At 72.1% G+C, this 18,470-nt stretch carries 21 protein-coding genes, 1 tRNA gene and 1 pseudogene; 6 read left to right on the top strand and 17 right to left on the bottom strand.

Annotation, left to right across the window (positions count from 1 at the left end; genetic code table 11):
• The first annotated feature begins 89 nt into the window (after positions 1 to 89).
• Positions 90 to 737 carry a TetR/AcrR family transcriptional regulator gene (locus tag OOK34_RS11465; RefSeq protein WP_267033747.1) on the top strand — a complete coding sequence of 216 codons (648 nt, stop codon included), beginning with the start codon at positions 90 to 92 and terminating at the stop codon, positions 735 to 737.
• Between the two features lie 112 nt (positions 738 to 849).
• Here the strand turns inward: OOK34_RS11465 and OOK34_RS11460 are convergent.
• The 12 genes and pseudogenes from OOK34_RS11460 to OOK34_RS11405 form a co-directional block, all read right to left on the bottom strand.
• Positions 850 to 2,412: pseudogene (locus tag OOK34_RS11460) on the bottom strand (MDR family MFS transporter); the annotation flags it as partial.
• Between the two features lie 13 nt (positions 2,413 to 2,425).
• The gene (locus OOK34_RS11455; protein WP_267033746.1) at positions 2,426 to 2,857 is read right to left on the bottom strand and encodes a MarR family winged helix-turn-helix transcriptional regulator; all 432 of its coding nucleotides are present in this window, start codon (positions 2,855 to 2,857) and stop codon (positions 2,426 to 2,428) included.
• 114 nt (positions 2,858 to 2,971) lie between these two features.
• Positions 2,972 to 3,817 (bottom strand): hypothetical protein, encoded by an 846-nt coding sequence (locus OOK34_RS11450; protein WP_267033745.1) that lies wholly within the window; start codon positions 3,815 to 3,817, stop codon positions 2,972 to 2,974.
• 63 nt (positions 3,818 to 3,880) lie between these two features.
• Positions 3,881 to 4,720 carry an RNA polymerase sigma factor SigF gene (locus tag OOK34_RS11445; RefSeq protein ID WP_267033744.1) on the bottom strand — a complete coding sequence of 280 codons (840 nt, stop codon included), beginning with the start codon at positions 4,718 to 4,720 and terminating at the stop codon, positions 3,881 to 3,883.
• A 229-nt stretch (positions 4,721 to 4,949) separates the two neighbouring features.
• Positions 4,950 to 5,945 carry an RNA polymerase sigma factor SigF gene (locus OOK34_RS11440; RefSeq protein WP_267033743.1) on the bottom strand — a complete coding sequence of 332 codons (996 nt, stop codon included), beginning with the start codon at positions 5,943 to 5,945 and terminating at the stop codon, positions 4,950 to 4,952.
• Between the two features lie 229 nt (positions 5,946 to 6,174).
• Positions 6,175 to 6,336: a hypothetical protein gene (locus tag OOK34_RS11435; protein ID WP_164720920.1), complete on the bottom strand. Its 162-nt coding sequence runs from the start codon at positions 6,334 to 6,336 to the stop codon at positions 6,175 to 6,177.
• A gap of 407 nt (positions 6,337 to 6,743) precedes the next feature.
• Complete coding sequence (locus OOK34_RS11430) at positions 6,744 to 7,037, bottom strand: hypothetical protein (RefSeq protein WP_267033742.1); 294 nt, start codon at positions 7,035 to 7,037, stop codon at positions 6,744 to 6,746.
• 83 nt (positions 7,038 to 7,120) lie between these two features.
• A tRNA-Ser gene (locus OOK34_RS11425) sits at positions 7,121 to 7,205 on the bottom strand.
• 94 nt (positions 7,206 to 7,299) lie between these two features.
• Positions 7,300 to 7,728 carry a tRNA adenosine(34) deaminase TadA gene (tadA, locus tag OOK34_RS11420; protein WP_267036704.1) on the bottom strand — a complete coding sequence of 143 codons (429 nt, stop codon included), beginning with the start codon at positions 7,726 to 7,728 and terminating at the stop codon, positions 7,300 to 7,302.
• A gap of 62 nt (positions 7,729 to 7,790) precedes the next feature.
• The gene (locus OOK34_RS11415; RefSeq protein WP_267033741.1) at positions 7,791 to 8,339 is read right to left on the bottom strand and encodes a hypothetical protein; all 549 of its coding nucleotides are present in this window, start codon (positions 8,337 to 8,339) and stop codon (positions 7,791 to 7,793) included.
• 193 nt (positions 8,340 to 8,532) lie between these two features.
• Positions 8,533 to 8,733, bottom strand: coding sequence for a hypothetical protein (locus OOK34_RS11410; RefSeq protein ID WP_267033740.1), 201 nt, complete (start codon positions 8,731 to 8,733; stop codon positions 8,533 to 8,535).
• 154 nt (positions 8,734 to 8,887) lie between these two features.
• Complete coding sequence (locus OOK34_RS11405; RefSeq protein ID WP_267033739.1) at positions 8,888 to 9,847, bottom strand: universal stress protein; 960 nt, start codon at positions 9,845 to 9,847, stop codon at positions 8,888 to 8,890.
• Positions 9,848 to 10,047: 200 nt separating this feature from the next.
• On the opposite strand from OOK34_RS11405, the gene upp reads away from it, so the two are divergent.
• Positions 10,048 to 10,683, top strand: coding sequence for a uracil phosphoribosyltransferase (upp, locus tag OOK34_RS11400; protein WP_267033738.1), 636 nt, complete (start codon positions 10,048 to 10,050; stop codon positions 10,681 to 10,683).
• A gap of 61 nt (positions 10,684 to 10,744) precedes the next feature.
• On the opposite strand, the gene OOK34_RS11395 is transcribed toward upp, so the two are convergent.
• Positions 10,745 to 11,416, bottom strand: a complete 672-nt coding sequence (locus OOK34_RS11395) for a LytR C-terminal domain-containing protein (RefSeq protein ID WP_267036703.1) — start codon at positions 11,414 to 11,416, stop codon at positions 10,745 to 10,747.
• Positions 11,417 to 11,519: 103 nt separating this feature from the next.
• Positions 11,520 to 11,816, bottom strand: a complete 297-nt coding sequence (locus tag OOK34_RS11390) for a type II toxin-antitoxin system VapB family antitoxin (RefSeq protein WP_008740979.1) — start codon at positions 11,814 to 11,816, stop codon at positions 11,520 to 11,522.
• An 88-nt stretch (positions 11,817 to 11,904) separates the two neighbouring features.
• Between OOK34_RS11390 and OOK34_RS11385 the strand changes: the two genes are divergently transcribed.
• A complete protein-coding gene (locus tag OOK34_RS11385; RefSeq protein WP_267033737.1) occupies positions 11,905 to 13,572 on the top strand; it encodes a helicase HerA-like domain-containing protein in 1,668 nt (555 codons plus the stop codon).
• 100 nt (positions 13,573 to 13,672) lie between these two features.
• Positions 13,673 to 14,605, top strand: coding sequence for a glucose-6-phosphate dehydrogenase assembly protein OpcA (gene opcA / locus OOK34_RS11380; RefSeq protein WP_267033736.1), 933 nt, complete (start codon positions 13,673 to 13,675; stop codon positions 14,603 to 14,605).
• Here opcA and OOK34_RS11375 read toward each other — a convergent pair.
• Both OOK34_RS11375 and OOK34_RS11370 read right to left on the bottom strand, forming a co-directional pair.
• Positions 14,554 to 15,027 (bottom strand): cupin domain-containing protein, encoded by a 474-nt coding sequence (locus tag OOK34_RS11375; protein ID WP_267033735.1) that lies wholly within the window; start codon positions 15,025 to 15,027, stop codon positions 14,554 to 14,556. The genes opcA and OOK34_RS11375 overlap by 52 nt on opposite strands.
• 472 nt (positions 15,028 to 15,499) lie before the next feature.
• A complete protein-coding gene (locus OOK34_RS11370) occupies positions 15,500 to 16,084 on the bottom strand; it encodes an HhH-GPD-type base excision DNA repair protein (protein ID WP_267033734.1) in 585 nt (194 codons plus the stop codon).
• A gap of 131 nt (positions 16,085 to 16,215) precedes the next feature.
• Between OOK34_RS11370 and OOK34_RS11365 the strand changes: the two genes are divergently transcribed.
• The gene (locus tag OOK34_RS11365) at positions 16,216 to 17,028 is read left to right on the top strand and encodes a VOC family protein (RefSeq protein ID WP_267033733.1); all 813 of its coding nucleotides are present in this window, start codon (positions 16,216 to 16,218) and stop codon (positions 17,026 to 17,028) included.
• A 66-nt stretch (positions 17,029 to 17,094) separates the two neighbouring features.
• Here OOK34_RS11365 and OOK34_RS11360 read toward each other — a convergent pair whose 3' ends face one another.
• The gene (locus tag OOK34_RS11360; RefSeq protein ID WP_267033732.1) at positions 17,095 to 17,298 is read right to left on the bottom strand and encodes a hypothetical protein; all 204 of its coding nucleotides are present in this window, start codon (positions 17,296 to 17,298) and stop codon (positions 17,095 to 17,097) included.
• 204 nt (positions 17,299 to 17,502) lie between these two features.
• On the opposite strand from OOK34_RS11360, the gene OOK34_RS11355 reads away from it, so the two are divergent.
• Positions 17,503 to 18,465: a hypothetical protein gene (locus tag OOK34_RS11355; protein WP_267033731.1), complete on the top strand. Its 963-nt coding sequence runs from the start codon at positions 17,503 to 17,505 to the stop codon at positions 18,463 to 18,465.
• Positions 18,466 to 18,470: the final 5 nt, after the last annotated feature.

Here is an 18,470-nt window from a genome sequence, read left to right as displayed (position 1 = left end):
CCGCCCCTGATCCACCGGACACCCCCTAGCATCAAGAGGGCGGACCGGGCATTCCGGGCTGATCCCCTTGTGGTGAGGAGGGTGCCTCCATGGTGACCGAGGCTGATCCGGGCGATGCCAGGACCAGTGTGTGGCTGGCCGCCAGGCCCGCCGCCCCCACCAGACGCCGCAGCGAGGCACCCTCGGGCCTGGACCGGGACCGGATCACCGCCGCCACCGTGCGGCTGCTGGACGCGGAGGGGCTGGGCCGGTTCTCCATGCGCCGGCTGGCCGCCGATCTCGGGGTCACCGCGATGTCCCTGTACTGGTACGTCGACACCAAGCACGATCTGCTCGAACTGGCCCTGGACAGCGCCCTGGGCCAGCAGCGGCTGCCGGCCGGCCCGCCCCCGCAGGAGGGCTGGCCGGCCCGGCTGCGGACCCTGGCCGGCGGCTACCGGCGGCTGCTGGCGGAGCATCCGTGGGTGGCGCCGCTCAGCGTCGCCTACCCGAACATCGGCCCGCACGCGCGGGCCTTCGACGCCGCCCTGCGCCGGCTGCTGGAGGCCACCGGCCTGGCGGACACCGCCCGGACCGGCGCGCACCTGGCCGTCTCCCAGTTCCTGAGCGGCTGCGCCCTGAACGGCTGCGGGGGCACGGTCCGGCGGGCGCCCGAGGCGGAATTCGCCCTGGCCCTCGACGTGCTGATCGCGGGCATCGAGGCCAAGGCCGCGCACACGGCAGCGGCCCGGGCCTGAACCCCTTCCGGTCCAGGCCCGGGCCCGTTCATGCCCGTCTCGGCCTTGGTCAGGCCTTGGCCTGCGCGGCGGCGTCGGCGCTCTCCGCCTCCGGGCTGTGCACGGCCGGCTTCGACTTCAGCGCGACCTCCTTGATGAACAGCACCAGCACCAGCGCGAGCAGCGCGGTCGGGGCGGCGTAGAGGAAGACGTCGCCGACGCCGTGCCCGTACGCGGACTCGATGACGGTCCGGAACGGCGCGGGCAGCTTGTCGAGGTCGGGGATCCCGCCCCCGGCGGTGCCGCCGTGCCCCAGGGCCGCGGCCTTCGGGCCGAGTGCGGTCAGCCCCTCCTGGACGTAGTGGGTGACCCGGTTGGCCATGACCGCGCCCAGCGCCGAGACGCCCATGGCGCCGCCGAGGGAGCGGAAGAAGGTGACGACGGAGCTGGCGGCGCCGAGGTCCTCGGGGGCCACCTGGTTCTGGGTGGCGAGGACCAGGTTCTGCATCATCATGCCGAGGCCGAGGCCGGTCAGCGCCATGAAGACCGCGATGTGCCAGTACGGGGTGTCGTAGCGCAGGGTGCCCAGCAGCCCGAGTCCGGCGGTCAGCAGCACGCCGCCGGAGACCAGCCAGGCCTTCCACTTGCCGGTCTTGGTGATGACCTGGCCGGAGACCGTGGAGGAGACGAAGAGGCCGGCGATCATCGGGATGGTCAGGACGCCCGACATGGTGGGGGACTCGTCCCGGGCCAGCTGGAAGTACTGGCTGAAGAAGACCGTGCCGGAGAACATCGCGATGCCGACGAAGAGCGAGGCGGCCGAGGCCAGGCTGATGGTCTTGTTGCGGAACAGCCGCAGCGGGATGATCGGGTCGCTCGCCCGGGACTCGACGAGGACGAAGAGCAGGCCGAGCGCCACGGCGCCGCCGGTCATCGCCAGGGTGGTCCAGGAGATCCAGTCGTACGAGTCGCCGGCCTGGGTGACCCAGATCAGCAGCAGTGAGACCGCCCCGCTGATCAGGAAGGCGCCCAGCCAGTCGACCTTGACGTCCCGGCGGACCACCGGGAGCCGCAGGGTCTTCTGGAGCACGATCAGCGCGATGACCGCGAACGGCACGCCGACGTAGAAGCACCAGCGCCAGCCCAGCCACTCGGTGTCGGTGATGACGCCGCCGAGCAGCGGGCCGCCGACGGTGGCGACGGCGAAGACCGCGCCGAGGTAGCCGCTGTAGCGTCCGCGCTCGCGCGGGGAGATCATCGCGGCCATCACGATCTGGGCGAGGGCGGAGAGGCCGCCGACGCCGATGCCCTGGACCACGCGGCAGGCGATCAGCATCCCGGTGTTCTGGGACAGGCCCGCGACCACGGAACCGAGGACGTAGATCACCAGGGATATCTGGACGAGCAGCTTCTTGCTGAAGAGGTCGGACAGCTTGCCCCAGAGCGGGGTCGCGGCCGTCATCGACAGCAGGGCGGCGGTGACGACCCAGGTGTAGGAGGACTGGGTGCCGCCGAGGTCGCTGATGATCTGCGGCAGGGCGTTGGAGACGATCGTGGAGGACAGGATCGCCACGAACATGCCGAGCATGAGCCCGGACAGCGCCTTCATGATCTGCGGGTGGGTCATGGGTGTGCCGTCGGACGTGGTCTCCGACTGGCCGCCTCCCCGCACACCGGTGGGTGTGGTCGTAGCCATGTTTTTCCTTTGCCTAGAAGCTCGATCGGAGTCGGGCCAGCAGGGTGTTCAGTACGTCGATGTCCTCGGCCGACCAGCCGGCCAGCGCCTTCTCCAGCGCGTCCGTGTAGCGGGCGCCGAGGTCGGTGAGCATGGCGCGGCCCGCCTCGGTGAGGCGCAGGATCCGGCAGCGGCCGTCGCCGGGGTCGGTCTCCCGCTCGATCCAGCCGTGCTGCGCCACGTGGGCGACGTGCCGGCTGCTGACCGAGATGTCGACGGCCATGAACTCGGTCAGCCGGCTGAGCCGCATCTCGCCGTGCCGGTCGAGGATGGTGAGGACGGCGGCGGATCCGGGCGGGCAGTGCGGGGGCAGGACCCGGGCCAGGTCGCGTTTGACCGCGCCGACGCCGGTGAGCTGGCGGGCCAGTTCCTCGTACCGGGTGTGCTGGGCTGTCCGCGTGGTCACCGGGAGCCACCCCCATCTTGTTGCTTAGGGCAACCATAGAACCGCATGGTTGCTACAGGCAAATGAATCTGGGGGTGGGGCGGTAAAGGAATCGGAAAGCCCACCGCTCCGGGCTCAGCTCCAGGTGGCGGTGACCTTCCGGGTCTCCACGTGCATGCCCAGCGGGACCCGCCAGGCCTCGACGCAGACCGTGTAGGTCTGCGTCTTCGACGCGCCGCCGGCGAGCGGGGCGGGCAGGGGCTGGGTCGTGGTGATCGTGGCCCAGTCGACGCCGAGGGCGCCGATGATGTGCGTCGCGAAGCCGACCGTGCCCGAACGGGCCGCGGTGCTCCCGGTGTTGGTGAAGGTCACCGTGACGCGTTCGCACCAGCGGTCGGGCGCCGCCGCGCGGACCGGGGCGCTCAGCGTGAGCTGGGCCGGGGTGGCCGGCGGGGCCGGCGGTGTGGTGCCCGGCTTCGGGGCGGGAGGGGCGGGAGGGGCCGGAGGGGCCGGGGTGCCTGGAGTTCCGGGTGTGGCGGGAGGGGTCGGGGTGCCGGGGGTCCCGGGAGGGGCCGGTGGGCTGCCTCCGCCCGGCGGTGTGCCGCCGGTGCCCGCGCCCCCGGTGCCGCCGGGGGCGGCAGGGGTGCCTGGGTCCGGCGGGGTGCCGGGGGCCGGGTCGGAGCCTCCGGGGGCGGTGGCCGTCGCTCCGCCTTGGGCGGAGCCACCGGGCGGCTGGGACCCGGGCGCGCCGGGCGGCGTAAGAACGGAAGCGCCCGCGGAAGGGCCCGATCCGGCAGGCGCCAGCGGCTGGAACTCCACCTGGCTCCGGGGCGGCACGTTCTCCCCCGCACCCCGTTCGGGGCCGGGGGCCGCCGCGCCCACGGCGACGTAGCCGCGTCCCGGGCCGCCGCAGCCGGTGAGGGCGGCGGCGGCCGTGCAGCACAGGGCGAGGGTGAGCGCAGCGCGGGATCCCGTTCGCATCGCGCCAGTTTTCCTGACGGAATGTCAAATGTGAACCCCGCGCTCGTGGCTCAGTCTCGTGGCTCAGTCCCCGATCAGGCCCGTCCGCAGCTGGGCGAGCGTCCGGGTGAGCAGCCGGGAGACATGCATCTGGGAGATGCCGACCTCCTCGCCGATCTGCGACTGGGTCATGTTCGCGAAGAACCGCAGCATGATGATCTGCCGTTCCCGGGGCGCGAGTTTGGCCAGCAGCGGCTTGAGCGACTCGCGGTACTCCACACCCTCGAGCGCGCTGTCCTCGTACCCGAGCCGGTCCGCGAGCGAGCCCTCGCCGCCCTCGTCCTCCGGGGAGGGCGAGTCGAGCGAGGAGGCGGTGTAGGCGTTGCCCACGGCGAGGCCGTCGACGACCTCCTCCTCGGTCACGCCGAGCACGGCCGCCAGCTCCGGAACGGTCGGGGACCGGTCCAGCTTCTGGGCGAGCTCGTCGCTGGCCTTGGTCAGCGCGAGGCGCAGTTCCTGGAGCCGGCGCGGGACGCGGACGGACCAGGAAGTGTCCCGAAAGAATCGTTTGATCTCGCCCACGACGGTCGGCATCGCGAACGTCGGGAACTCCACGCCGCGTTCGCAGTCGAACCGGTCGATCGCCTTGATCAGGCCGATGGTGCCGACCTGGACGATGTCCTCCATCGGCTCGTTGCGGCTGCGGAACCGGGCCGCCGCGTAGCGCACCAGCGGCAGGTTCAGCTCGATCAGGGTGTCACGTACGTACGCCCGTTCGGGGCTGTCCGCGTCCAGGGCGGCAAGTCGCTGGAAGAGGGAGCGGGAGAGGGTGCGGGTGTCGATGGCTTCCGAGCGGTCGGACACTGCCGGCAGCTCACGCTTGACGAGCGTGAGCACCTTGGAGCTGCCCTGTTCTGCGGACATGCCACCCCCTTGAGGTCGCGGACGGTCGCGTCTCTGCGCCCGTCGGAGGAACGCAGCCTCCACCTGAATACCGGAGGCGGGGCTGCGGCAAACGCGGTTCCAGCAGAATGTCACATGTCGGCAACACGCTGTAGCGTCATGTCGACAAGTATCTCCAGCGACAGAGAGCCGACCGAGCGGAATGAGCCGATTCTGTAGGGAAACGCGGTAACGGCTCCACCCGATCCGGTTAAGCCTCGATCCTGTTTGCGGATCTCAGACGGGCGAAGCTCCGGGCGAGCAGCCGCGACACGTGCATCTGCGAGACGCCGAGCTCCGCGCTGATCTGCGACTGCGTCAGGTTGTTGTAGTAGCGCAGGAGGAGGATCCGCTGCTCCCGCTCGGGCAGCTGGACCAGCAGGTGGCGTACGAGGTCGCGGTGCTCGACGCCGGCCAGCTCGGGGTCCTCGTAGCCGAGCCGGTCGAGCAGGCCGGGCATGCCGTCGCCCTCCTGGGCGGCCTCCAGCGAGGTCGCGTGGTAGCTGCGGCCGGCCTCGATGCAGGAGAGCACCTCGTCCTCGCCGATCCGCAGCCGCTCGGCGATCTCGGCGGTGGTCGGGGTGCGGCCGTGGAGGGTGGTGAGGTCCTCGGTGGCGGCGTTGACCTGCACCCACAGCTCGTGGAGGCGGCGCGGGACGTGGACGGTGCGGACGTTGTCGCGAAAGTACCGTTTGATCTCACCCACGACCGTCGGCATGGCGAAGGTGGGGAACTGGACCCCGCGCTCCGGGTCGAAGCGGTCGATCGCGTTGATCAGGCCGATGGTGCCGACCTGGACCACGTCCTCCATCGGCTCGTTGCGGCTGCGGAAGCGGGCGGCCGCGTACCGGACGAGCGGGAGGTTGGCCTCGATGAGGGCCCCGCGCACCCGGTGGTGCTCGCTGGTGCCCGGCTCCAGGTCCTTCAGCTGCCCGAAGAGCACCTGGGTCAGGGCCCGGGTGTCGGCGCCCCGCCCCTGGGGCCTCGGCGGGGCCGGCTCGACGGGGGCGCCGACGGCGCCGGGGGCGAGGGGGGCCGCGGGCGCCGTGGGGGCGGCGGTGGCGGCGGTGGCGGTCGTGGTGACCAGGGTGGCCGACGGGCGGTCCTGGGGGCCCTCGTGCGGCTCCTGGCGGGGTTCGTGCGCCCGCGGCTCCTGGGGACGGAGCTCTTGCTGGGGAGGTACCTGAGGCGCAGTACTGGCCGGCACGGTCACGCCACCCCTTCGGTCAACTCTTCGGTCAACTCATCGGTCAAAAGCGGTCATAGCATCACAAGAGATGTGCACTATGCGCAAGCACCGTATATGGCCGTGTTGAGGGCAAGTTGGGCATATCGGGGTATTCTTTTTACCGGCCGCCCCGGCCGTGAACGCGAAAGGCCCCCCACCCGTCGGAGTGGGGGGCCCGGAAGTCCGGAAATCGCTTCAGCGTACGGGTTCAGTTCACCAGTTCGGTGATGAACTCGCCGATGCCGGATGCGGCATCCGATATGCCTTGGAAGCCTATTCCCACCATCTCCGCCGCCCGCTTCGGCTGGGTGATGATCACGAAGAGGACGAACACGGTGAGGACGCCCGTGATGAGCTTCTTGGTGTCCATGAACGGTGTCGGCCTCCCCAACCGGCGCTGCAAAGTCGGGTGAGTCTAACCGGTCAGGTTTGGACACTCACCTTTCCTTTAAGGACCAATGACCCTGTGGTACGGGCCCTTTGCCGCTGGGTGGCCGGTCGGGGGAAGCGCAGGATGGAACACGAGCCCACCGGTTCTGGCAGGAAACCGGTGGGTGAGGGACAGGACCTCACTGCGGGGTCCGAGCCGCAAGCTTCCCCCCTGACTGCGGCTCGGGCTGGCAGGTTCCGTCCTCACCGGGGGAAGTGGCTTTGTCCCCCCGTTGCCACTTCCCCCGTCCCCACCGTCGAAGGTCCCGACTCCGGTCGGGGCCTTCTTCGTGTTTTTGCGGGACGGGGGCGGCGGTGGCACCTGGACGAGCTGCCGAGGGGGGACGGCTACTGGATGGCGCCGGCCAGGCCCAGGACCGGCTCAGCGGGGGCGATCAGCGGGGCGAGCTGGTCGGGCACGGTCATCAGCTGGTTGAGCTGGTTGGCTCCCTCGCCGAGCTTCGCGCCGATCTCCGCGACGGAGGTGGGCTGGGCGCCGGCCGGCATGCCCGGGGCGGCCGCCGGGAGGTCCGGGAGGGCGATGGGGGCGGACGCGGGGGCGGCGGAGGCGGCAGGTGCGGCGAGGCCCGCGGCGGCCCCCGCGAGGGCGAAGGCGGCGAGCATGCGCTGGGTCTTGGTCATGCCGTGACAACGGCCGAGCGGGCGGGCGGTCACGGCGGGCACGCACGAGAGCCCCGGTTCGTACGAACCGGGGCTCTCAAGAGCGGTAGTGGAGGGATTTGAACCCCCGATGGGTTGCCCCATACTCGCTTTCGAGGCGAGCTCCTTCGGCCACTCGGACACACTACCGAGAGAGATCCTAGCCCACGGTGGGGAGTGGTTTGCAAATCCGCAGTACGTGGCCCTGCTCACCGGGCCCCGCTCGCCGGTACCGGAAGAAGGCTCACCGGTCCCGGAAGAAGTCGGTCAGCTGCCGGGCGCACTCCTGCTCCAGCACCCCGCGGATCACCTCGGGCCGGTGGTTGAGCCTGCGGTCGCGTACGAGGTCCCACAGCGACCCCGCCGCGCCCGCCTTCTCGTCCCCCGCGCCGTAGACGACCCGGGCCACGCGGGACTGTACGAGCGCGCCCGCGCACATCACGCACGGCTCCAGGGTCACCACCAGCGTGCACCCCGTCAGCCGCCACTCCCCGAGCCGGGCGGCCGCCCGGCGCAGCGCCAGCACCTCGGCGTGCGCCGTGGGATCACCGACGGCCTCCCGTTCGTTGTGCCCGGTGGCGAGGAGGTCCCCGCCCGGGCCGAGCACGACGGCACCGACCGGCACGTCGCCGGCCGGTACCGCCAGGGCGGCCTCCTGGAGCGCCAGGCGCATGGAGTCCCGCCAGGGATCCCGTACGGGATCGGGGTCGTACGTGATGTCGTGCGCGGCGATCACTAGCGGACGGCCTCCAGCACGTCGGTGGCGCCGAGCGCGTCGGCGATCTCCGAGAGCGCTTCTCCGTCGAGGGACATCAGCTCCTTGTGGCCGACCCCGAGGTCGTCCAGCAGGCGCGGGTCGCCGAGGGGACCGGCCGGCACCGGCTCGGAGCCGGCCCGCGGCTCGTCGTCCTCGTCGTCGTCCTCGTCCGTGTAGGCGGCGATCGGTTCGTCCTCGCCGTCCTCGGTGCCGTCCAGGTCCAGTTCGTCGAGTTCGTCGTCCTCCTCGTCGGTGCCCAGCAGCTCCTTCGTCAGCATCGCTCCGTAGGAGCTGCGGTCGGCTACGGAGGCGTTCGACACGAAGTACCGGGGGTCCTCCTCTCCGTCCACGCGGATGACGCCGAACCAGGCGTCCTCCTGCTCGATGAGGGCGACCACCGTGTCGTCGTCGACAGCGGCGGAACGTGCGAGATCGATCAGATCACTGAGGGACTCGACGTCGTCGAGTTCCAGGTCGCTCGCTTCCCACCCGTCTTCGGTGCGCGCGAGCAGTGCGGCGAAATACACCGTGACTCTCCCACTGGTCATAGGCGTGCCGGTTGGAGGTCCCCCCGGCCGGAGGTTGGGGTGTGAACGGCCGTGACGCCCGCTGTCCGCACCCCGCCCAATCGGCATCGTGGCAGAAACAGCGCCGATGCGAGAGGTCTTCCGCACGGTGGCCGTGTCGCGGCGCCGGTCAGGGGGGCGGTCGCGGCCCCGGTCACCAGCGGAACGTACGCATCCGCATCTGCTGGCGCATCCGGGCCGCGCGGGCGCGCCGGGGCTGGACCCGGTCGCGCAGCTCCCGTGCCTCGTTCAGGTCGCGCAGGAACTGCGCGCGTCGCGCCCTGCGCTGCGCCGCCGTCTCGGGCGCCTCGTACGCCTCGCTCCCGTCGGTGTCGTCCGTCTGCGTCTCGGGCATCGGCACCACCCCAGGCTGGTCCGTCGTCCTCCTCCGCAGGCGCGAAGCAGACCCCCTGCCACCACCTTCCCCCGGCCGGCGCGTTTGATGCCACCCTTGCGCAGATCGGCCCAGGTCAGGGGTTGGGGAGGGGTGCGGGGTGCGGCGACGGCCGTCAGAGCTCCAGGTCGTCCCTGAGGGCCGGTACGACGGCCACCGGGCCGTGCGCGTGCTGGAGCACCGCGTGCGCCACCGACCCGATCAGCAGGGACCGTACGCGGGGGTGGTGGCGGCCCACCACGACCAGCGCGGCCGACCGGGACGCCTCCACCAGCCGCCCGGCCGGGTCCCCGGGCACGGCGGCCTGCTCGACGGGTACGTCCGGGTACCGGGCCCGCAGCGGGGCCAGCCGCTCCGTCTGGGCCCGCAGCATCTCCCGTTCGGCCGGCACCCCGTCCCCGCCGTCGGCGAGCGCCTCGGGCGGGATCACCGCGAAGGGGCTGTCGATCACCATCGTCGGACCGGGCGGGAGGGCGTACGCCGACACCACCTGGACGGTGGTCCCCCGTGCGGCGGCTTCCGCGAAGGCGAAGGCCAGTACGTCCTCGGGTGTCTCGGCGGCGTGCAGCCCGAGCACCACCCGGCCGGCCGAGGCCCCCGCCGAGGCCCCCGCGGCGTCGGCGGACGCGTCGCGGTCCGCGTGCGGGACCACCACCACCGGGCAGCTCGCGGTGGTGGCCACGGCCCGGCTGTTCGACCCCAGCAGCAGCGCGGCGAACCCGCCGCGCCCCCGGGAGCCCATCACCAGCATCAGGGGCGAGCCCTCGCCGCTGATCACCCGCAGGGCCGCCGGTACCGAGCCCTCCAGGGCCTCGTAGCGGACCTCCCGGGGCAGCTCGGGGGCGACCTCCAGGAGGCCGCGCACGTGGTCGCCCACCGGGTCGGCGTACTCCTCGGGCTCGTTCGGGTCGTGCAGGGCCGAGCGGCGGCCGGCGTACAGCTGGGAGGTCTCGGGCAGCACGTGGGCGACCAGCAGCCCGGTGTCGTGCCGCAGGGCCGCCAGGCGGGCCCACTCCAGCGCGCGGAGGCTGTGCTCGGATCCGTCGACGGCCGCGATCACCAGTCCGTTGCTCACCAGTCAAGGGTGCTGGCCGTCGCGGCGCCCCGCATCTCAGGGCGCCGTCGCATCTCAGGGCGCCGGGCGGACGCGGAGCGGGCCCCGCAGCGCGTAGCCTTTTGGCAGTGGGTCGCGAACAGGCGACCGTTTTCGCAGGTAGCAGGGTCTCGCAGTTCGCAGATCGCAGGTCGAAGCCCGGCTGAGTCTTGGAGGATGTTGTGCGTTTGCAGGTCGTCGATCACCCCTTGGTGGCGCACAAACTCACCACCCTGCGCGACAAGCGCACCGACTCCCCCACCTTCCGGCGGCTCGCCGACGAGCTGGTGACCCTCCTCGCCTACGAGGCCACCCGCGACGTCCGCACCGAGCAGGCCGACATCGTGACCCCGGTCGGCCCGACCACCGGCGTCAAGCTGTCCCACCCGCGCCCGCTGGTCGTGCCGATCCTGCGCGCCGGCCTCGGCATGCTGGACGGCATGGTGCGGCTGCTGCCGACGGCCGAGGTGGGCTTCCTGGGCATGGTCCGCAACGAGGAGACCCTCGAGGCCTCCACGTACGCGACGCGCATGCCCGAGGACCTCTCCGGCCGCCAGGTCTACGTCGTCGACCCGATGCTGGCCACCGGCGGCACGCTGGTCGCCGCGATCCAGGAACTCATCAAGCGCGGCGCCGACGACGTGACCGCCGTGGTGCTGCTGGCCGCGCCCGAGGGCGTCGAGGTCATGGAGCGCGAGCTCGCGGGCACGCCGGTGACGGTGGTGACGGCCGCCGTGGACGAGCGGCTCAACGAGCACGGCTACATCGTGCCGGGCCTGGGCGACGCGGGCGACCGCATGTACGGCTCGGCCGAGTAACACCCGGCCGAGTCACACCTGGCCGAGCAACACCCGGTCGAGTAACACCCCCGCCGGGGGATCAGCACTTCGCGGAGGGCGCGGGTACGGGGTTGGCCAGGACGGCCAGCGCCTTGTCCGCGTCCTCCTTCGTGGTGAGCTCCTTGAAGGAGTCGCCGAGGATCAGGTCGATGTCCGCGCCCTCACGGGCGTCGGTCTGCGTGGTCACCCCGGCGAGCTGGGTGCCGAGGACGGAGTAGGCCGCCTTGTCGGTCTGCGGGGAGCCGAGCAGTATCCCGGGGCCGGGGACCTTCTTGTCGAAGTCGGCGGGGGCGTTGCCGACGTGGCCGATGGCGAAGCCGCGTTTCTTCAGCTCGTCGCCGACCGCCTTGGCCAGGCCCGCGCGCGGGGTCGCGTTGTAGACGTTGACCGTGATCTGGCCGGGCTGGGGCAGTGCGACGGCGGGGGCGCCGGAGGCGGCGGGGGCCGCGTCCGGTCCTGTGGCGGGTTTGGCGGCGCCGGCGGGTTTCGCGGCGGGTTTGGCGGACGCCGTCGGGCAGTTCTTGCCGGCCGCCGCCGTAAGGCGCTTGCCGCTGTCGTCGCCGCGGAACACGTCGATGAGCTGCAGCGCACCGTAGCCGAGCAGGGCCAGGGCCAGGACTGATCCGAGCAGGACGAAGAGGATCTTCCGGCGCCGCCGGGGGCGGCTCATACGGGGGTAGGCAGCTCCCGTTACGCGGTACTTTCCGCCCATGCCGGGGGGAGTGAGCATGCTCATGGGCGCAGCGTAGTGCCGTACCGGAACGATGCCTACTAAATGATCTGTTGATCGGGTAAGGCAGACCCGAAAGGCGCAATCAGTCCATCTCGAGGACGCGCGCGTGCAGGACCTGGCGCTGCTGGAGCGCCGCGCGCACGGCGCGGTGCAGCCCGTCCTCCAGGTAGAGGTCGCCCTGCCACTTCACGACGTGCGCGAAGAGGTCGCCGTAGAAGGTGGAGTCCTCGGCGAGGAGGGTCTCGAGGTCCAGCTGTCCCTTGGTGGTCACGAGCTGGTCGAGCCGGACCGGGCGCGGGGCGACATCCGCCCACTGCCGGGTGGTTTCCCTGCCGTGGTCGGGGTACGGCCGCCCGCTTCCGATGCGCTTGAAGATCACACGGAAAGCCTACCGGGCCGGTGCCTCCGGGCGCAGCCTCGCGCCGTTGGTGCAAAAGTGGCACACAGGGACATTCCGGGAGGGATGCATGAGCCAGAGCACCGACCCCGCCGTTCCGGGGGACCCCGCGGTTCCGGCCGGCCCGCCGGACCCGGCCGCTGCCGGGATCGCCGCCGAGGCCGTCGCCGGGATCGCCGCCGAGGCCGTCGCCAAGATCGCCGCCGGGTACGCCTTCACCGGACCCGCGCTCGACCTGGGGGCCCTGCTCTGGGACGGGAACTGCCTGCCCGAGCGGCAGATCCGGATCCCGCTGTCGATGCTCAACCGGCACGGGCTCGTCGCGGGCGCCACCGGCACCGGCAAGACCAAGACCCTCCAGCTGATCGCCGAGCAGCTGTCGGCGAACGGCGTGCCCGTCTTCCTGGCCGACATCAAGGGGGACGTCTCGGGGATCTCGGCGCCGGGCGCGGCGAACGAGAAGACCGCGGAGCGGGCCAGGGACGTCGCCCAGGAGTGGGAGGCCACCGGCTACCCCAGCGAGTTCTACTCCCTGGGCGGGATCGGCCCCGGCATCCCGCTGCGCGCCACCGTCACGTCCTTCGGGCCGGTGCTGATGTCCAAGGTGCTCCAGCTGAACCAGACGCAGGAGCAGTCCCTCGGCCTGATCTTCCACTACGCCGACGCCAAGGGCCTCGAGCTGTTCGACCTCAAGGACCTGCGGGCGGTGGTCGCCTTCCTCGTCTCCGACAAGGGGAAGGCCGAGCTCAAGGGGATCGGCGGACTCTCGACGGTGACCGCGGGCGTGATCCTGCGCGCCCTGACCGCATTCGAGCAGCAGGGAGCTTCGGAATTCTTCGGCGAGCCCGAATTCGACACCAGTGAATTCCTCCGGACGGCGACCGACGGGCGCGGGCTGCTCTCCGTACTGGAACTCCCGGCCGTTCAGGACAAACCGCAGCTTTTCTCCACATTCCTGATGTGGCTGCTGGCCGATCTCTACACCGGCCTGCCCGAAGTCGGCGACCTGGAACAGCCCAAACTGGTCTTCTTCTTCGACGAGGCGCACCTGCTCTTCAACGGGGCCTCGAAGGCATTCCTGGAGTCCATCACCCAGACCGTCCGGCTGATCCGCTCCAAGGGAATCGGCGTTTTCTTCGTGACCCAGACCCCCAAGGACGTACCGGCCGACGTGCTGGCGCAGCTCGGCAACCGCGTGCAGCACGCCCTGCGCGCCTTCACCCCGGACGACGCGAAGGCCCTCAAGGCGACGGTGAAGACCTTCCCCAACTCCGCGTACGACCTGGAGGAGACCCTCACCGGGCTCGGCACCGGCGAGGCGGTGATCACGGTGCTCAGCGAGAAGGGCGCCCCGACGCCGGTCGCCGCCACCCGGCTGCGCGCCCCGCAGTCCCTGATGGGGCCGATCGACGCGGACGCCCTGGACCGGGCCGTGAAGGGCTCGCTGCTGTACGGGCGTTACGCCGAGCCGGTCGACCGGGAGTCCGCGTACGAGAAGATCACCGCCGAACAGGCGGCCGCGGAGGCCGAGGCGGAGGCGGCGGCCGCGGCGGCGGAGGCCGAGAAGCAGGCGAAGGAGGAGGCGAAGGCTGCGCGCAGCGCCCCGAAGGCGGAGCCCTCGCTGGCCGAACAGGTGGTGGGGAGCGGGCTGTTCCGCTCGCTGGCGCGCTCGATCGGTACGCAGCTGGGGCGCGAGATCTCCCGGTCCATCTTCGGAACGGCGCGCCGCAGGCGGTAGCCGCACGCCTCTCCCCGGTTCCTCTCGCCCGTCCCCCCTCCAGAAGGAATCAAGCGAACCGGCTGTCAGCCGTACGGCGGGCGCTGACAGACTCGGGGGTATGCGGACAGAACTCACCGACACCACGTCCAGCAAGATCGGCCGGGCGCTGCTCGACGCCCGCCGGGCCGTTGGCAGTCCCACGATGGGACTGGTGCTGACCCTCGTCATAGTCACCGACGAGGAGAACGCCTACGACGCCCTGCGCGCGGCCTCCGAGGCCTCGCGCGAGCACCCGTGCCGGATCATCACCGTGATCAAGCGGACCTCGCGCGGCCCGGAGCGGCGGCGCCAGACCCGGCTCGACGCCGAGCTGCGCGTGGGCTCGGACGCCGGGTCCGGGGAGATCGTGCTGCTGCGCCTGCACGGCGACCTCACCACCCAGGCCGGCTCGGTGGTGCTGCCGCTGCTGGTGCCGGACGCGCCGGTGGTGGCGTGGTGGCCGGCCGACGCCCCCGCCGATCCCGCCCGCGACGAGCTGGGCGCGCTGGCGCAGCGCAGGATCACCGACTCCCAGGCGGCGCCCGACCCGGTCGGTGTGCTGGACGCGCGCGCGGCCTCGTACGCCCCCGGTGACACCGACCTCGCCTGGACCCGGCTCACGCCGTGGCGCTCGCTGCTGGCCTGCGCCTTCGACCAGAAGCCGCTGCCGGTGACCGCCGCGGCGGTGGAGAGCGAGGCCGACAACGCGAGCGCCGAGCTGCTGGCGCGCTGGCTGGAGGACAAGCTGGGGGTGCCGGTGACCCGGGTGGCCACCGAGGGGCCGGTCATCACCCGGGTCCGGCTGGAGACTTCCGCCGGGGAGGTGGTCGTGGACCGGCCCACCGGCTCGCTGGCCACGCTGGTGCTGCCCGGCTGGCCCGACCGCAAGGTCGCGCTCAAGATCCGCAGCACCGCCGAGCTGATCGCGGAGGAACTGCGACGGCTCGACGCCGACGAGGTCTACGCGTCGGCGCTGCGCAGCCGGCCGGCCCAGGCGTCGCTCTCGGCGTAGTGGTTGTCGTACGTGGGCTGGCTGTCGATGATGTCCTGCACGGTGGCCTCGCCGGCGCGCACCCGCCCGAGGAGGCGGTAGTAGTCGAAGCGGGCCATGCCGGGGGTGAAGCCGACGAACACCTCGGCGGTGTGACCGGCGGCCGGGGCGAAGGCGTGCTTCACGCCGGGCGCGACGCTGATGAAGTCACCCTTGGTGAGGGTGTGGATCTCGTCGCCGACGAGTACGTCGAGCCGGCCCTCGGTGACGTGGAAGAACTCGGTGGCCTTGGTGTGGAAGTGCACCGGGGCACCGGCGGCGCCGACCTCGAAGCACGCGGTGTTGCAGGTGAGCTCCGGGGTGTCCGTGAGCAGGGTGATGAAGCTGCCGGGGCCGTCGGAGATGACTTCGGCGGCGGCCGCGCGGGTGAGGTTTTCGATCATGCGACCGACCCTACGACCGCCCCCACCCCACCCCACGCCGGGGGTACCCAACAGTCCGACCATTTCCCGACGCGCCGCTCGCGCGGCTCGGCGCCGGGGCGCCTCTCCGGCTTCGCGCCGCTGCGCCGGACTCCGTCCGTCGGACCCGGGGCGGGGGCACGGGCCCGGGCTGGGGTCCGGCCGTCGCCTGCGGGTGGGGCCGCTGCGCGGGGCTGGTCCCCTACCGGCCCTTCCACCGTTCCCGCCTCAATCGCCGGCGGGGCTGGGAGTGCGCTGCGAGCCCGCGCCTCCAGCCCGCTGAGCGGCACTGCGAGCGCAGCTCAGCAAAATCCAGCCTCGCCGGCGTTTGAGGCGCGGGGTCTGGGGCGGAGCCCCAGGGGGCCCGGCGCAGCCGGCTCGTACCCTCCGGGCGGCCCGACGGCGGCGGAGCCCCAGGGGGTCCGGCGCAGCCGGCCCGTATCGTTCGGCGGGGCTAGCGGAGCTGCTTGGCGGCGGCCTTCTGGGCCTGCTTGTACTCCCGGACCTTCGCCAGCGACTCCGGCCCGGTGATATCGGCGGCGGACCGGTGCACGTTGGCGAGCCCGTACCCGCCGGCCGCCTCCCGCCACCCCTTCGGGCGGACGCCGAACCGCTTGCCCAGCAGCGCCAGGAAGATCTGCGCCTTCTGCTCCCCGAAGCCCGGCAGCGCCTTCAGGCGGGCCAGCAGCTCCGCGCCCGTCGCCGCGTCCGCCCAGACGGCCTGCGCGTCCCCGTCGTAGTGCTCCACCAGGTACGCGCACAGCTGCTGGATCCGCTTCGCCATCGACCCCGGGTAGCGGTGCACGGCCGGCTTCTGCGAGAGCAGCGCCGCGAAGGCCTCCGGGTCGTGGGCGGCGATGGCGTGCGCGTCGAGGTCTTCGGCGCCGAGCCGCTGGGAGATCGTCCAGGGCCCCGAGAACGCCCACTCCATCGGCACCTGCTGGTCGAGCAGCATCCCGGTGAGCGCGGCCAGCGGGCTGCGGGCGAGCAGGGCGTCGGCCTCGGGCTGCTGCGCGAGCCGGATGGTGATGTCGTCCATGCCTCCAGCCTCCCCCGGGACCGGCCCCGCCGCGCGGTCGGCGCGGTCGGCGCGCGGTTGTCAGACCCCCCGCCTAGCGTGGGATCGACAGGGCAAGCATGCGTGCAGGACGACACAGGAGTCGATCGACCATGGCTGAGTTCCCGGAAGGCGCCCCGTGCTGGGTGGACGCGATGTTCACCGACGTGGAGGCGGCCAAGGAGTTCTACGGCGATGTGCTGGGCTGGACCTTCGGCGAGGCCAGCAGCGAGTACGGCAACTACACGCAGGCCTACTCCGACGGCAAGGCGGTCGCGGCCGTGGTGCCGCCGATGCCGGGGGGTGACGCGCCCTCGCAGTGGTGTCTGTACTTCGCCTCGGCGGACGCCGCAGCCACCGCCGAGAAGATCAAGGCCGCGGGCGGCACGCTGATGATGGAGCCGATGCAGGTCGGCCCGTTCGGCACGATGGCGATCGCGAAGGAGCCGAGCGGCGCCGTCTTCGGCGTCTGGCAGCCCGGCGAGCACAAGGGCTTCGAGAAGGTCGGGGAGGCCGGCGGCTACGCCTGGGCGGAGGTCTTCACCCGGGAGCCGGACAAGGCGGACGAGTTCCTGGCGCAGGTCTTCCCGTACGGGTCCCAGCAGATGGAGGCCGGTGACGACCCGGAGATGGCCGGGATGGACTTCAAGGTCTTCAGCGTGGGCGGGCCGGAGAACGCGGTGCTGGGCCGGATGAAGATGGGCGACGAGTTCCCGCCCGAGATCCCCTCCTACGTGCAGGTCTACTTCGCGGTGCCGAACTGCGACGAGGCGATCGAGAAGACCAAGGCGCGCGGCGGGGCGCTGCACTTCGGGCCGATGGACAGCCCGTTCGGCCGCTTCGCGGCGCTCACCGACCCGCAGGGCGCGGCGTTCGCGGTGATCGACCTGTCGACGACGGTCGGGGAGATGCCGAAGTTCGGCTAGGCCGGGCTCCCGTGCCCCCGCCGGTCAACACGGCGGGGGCACGGGCGTGCGGGGGGCTGCCCGGTGTCAGCGCAGCCCGTAGACGACGTACGCGGGGTGGAAGGCGGGGTGGGCCGACAGCGGGGCGTGCCAGACGACCGGGCCCGAGGTGAGGGAGTAGTAGCCGAAGGGCGGGAGCGGGAAGGAGCTCGGCGCTGCCTGGGCGGGGGAGAAGGTGAGCAGGGCGGTGCTGAGAGCGAGCGCCGCGGCGGCGGCGATGTTCTTGATCATGCGTGCAGAGATAGCGTCCGCGCGCTCCGCCCCACCAGCCGAGGACACTCTTGATCACCCGGTTGCCGGAGCCGATTCACCGCAGAATCGATCACTCGCCCGAGCCTCTCCCCCGTGCGGGGGAGAGGGTTCCCCCAGCTGGGGGAGGTGACCCGATCGCGGATGGACGACTCTGGAATTCCTGGTGGTGGAGGGGGGATTCAGATGGAGCGCTGGGATCGGGTGGGGCGGATCGCGGGCTACGGGGCGGCGCTGGCGTTGTCGCCGTACCTGCTGATCAAGGTGGGGTGGGTGGTCGGCTCGGTCGCCGGGGTGCTGCCGGTCGGCGAGGGATTCACCATGGCGGAGTGGGTGGTGCTCAACACCGTCACGGTGGGTATGGCCGCGATCGGGATCGCGCTGGCGCTGGCCCTGGTGCGTCCGTGGGGGATGCGGATACCGGGGGCCCTGGTCGGGTTCTGCGCCTGGGTGGGCTCGGGGTTCCTGGTCTCGGTGCTGCCGTTCGCGGCGGTCGGCGGGCTGCTGGAGGAGGGTGGTGACGATCCGGCCCTGCCGGTCTGGGAGGGGGTACTGATCCAGTTCGGGTTCCTGGGGATGGGGTTGGGGCTGGCTATCGCCGTTCCCGCCTACCTCAGGCGCCGCTGGCCGGAGGCGTTCGCCGGGCGAATAGGCGACGGGCCGCGCTCGGCACTGCCCTGGGCGGCTGCGCTGGGGGCGGCCGTGGGCCTGGTCTGGCTGTACTGGGCGGCCGGCGGGACGGCGGGCATCGCGCATCCCGCCGAGCGGATCGGCGCCGGGTACGTGCTGGGGGCCGTCGGCGGGTTCTGGGCGGTGGCCGGGGCCGTCGCCGTCTGGGTGGTCGCGCGGACGCGGCCCGCGGGGGTGCCCCGCTGGATTCCGCTGGTGTTCGGCTGGGTGGGGTCGGGCTCGCTGTTCGCGTGGAGCGGGTGGAAGCTGCCCGTCACCCTGTACCTGGCGCTGGCGGGCCCCGCCGGGGTCACCCCGCCGGAGAATCCGGCCGTCGCGGCCCTGCTGCACCTCTGCGCGGTGGTGGCGGGTGCGGGCATGCTGCGCACCCTGGTCCGCTCGGGGTCTGGCTCGGGCTCCGGCTCCGGCTCTCGGAAGGGGAAAACCGCTGTTCATCGCGGAGTTGGCTCTCTAGGGTGATCCGC

The organism is Streptomyces sp. NBC_00091 (assembly GCF_026343185.1).
In the GTDB taxonomy this organism is placed as follows: domain Bacteria; phylum Actinomycetota; class Actinomycetes; order Streptomycetales; family Streptomycetaceae; genus Streptomyces.
Note: the sequence above shows the minus strand (reverse complement) of the source record. Positions and strands in the feature narration are given on the sequence as shown.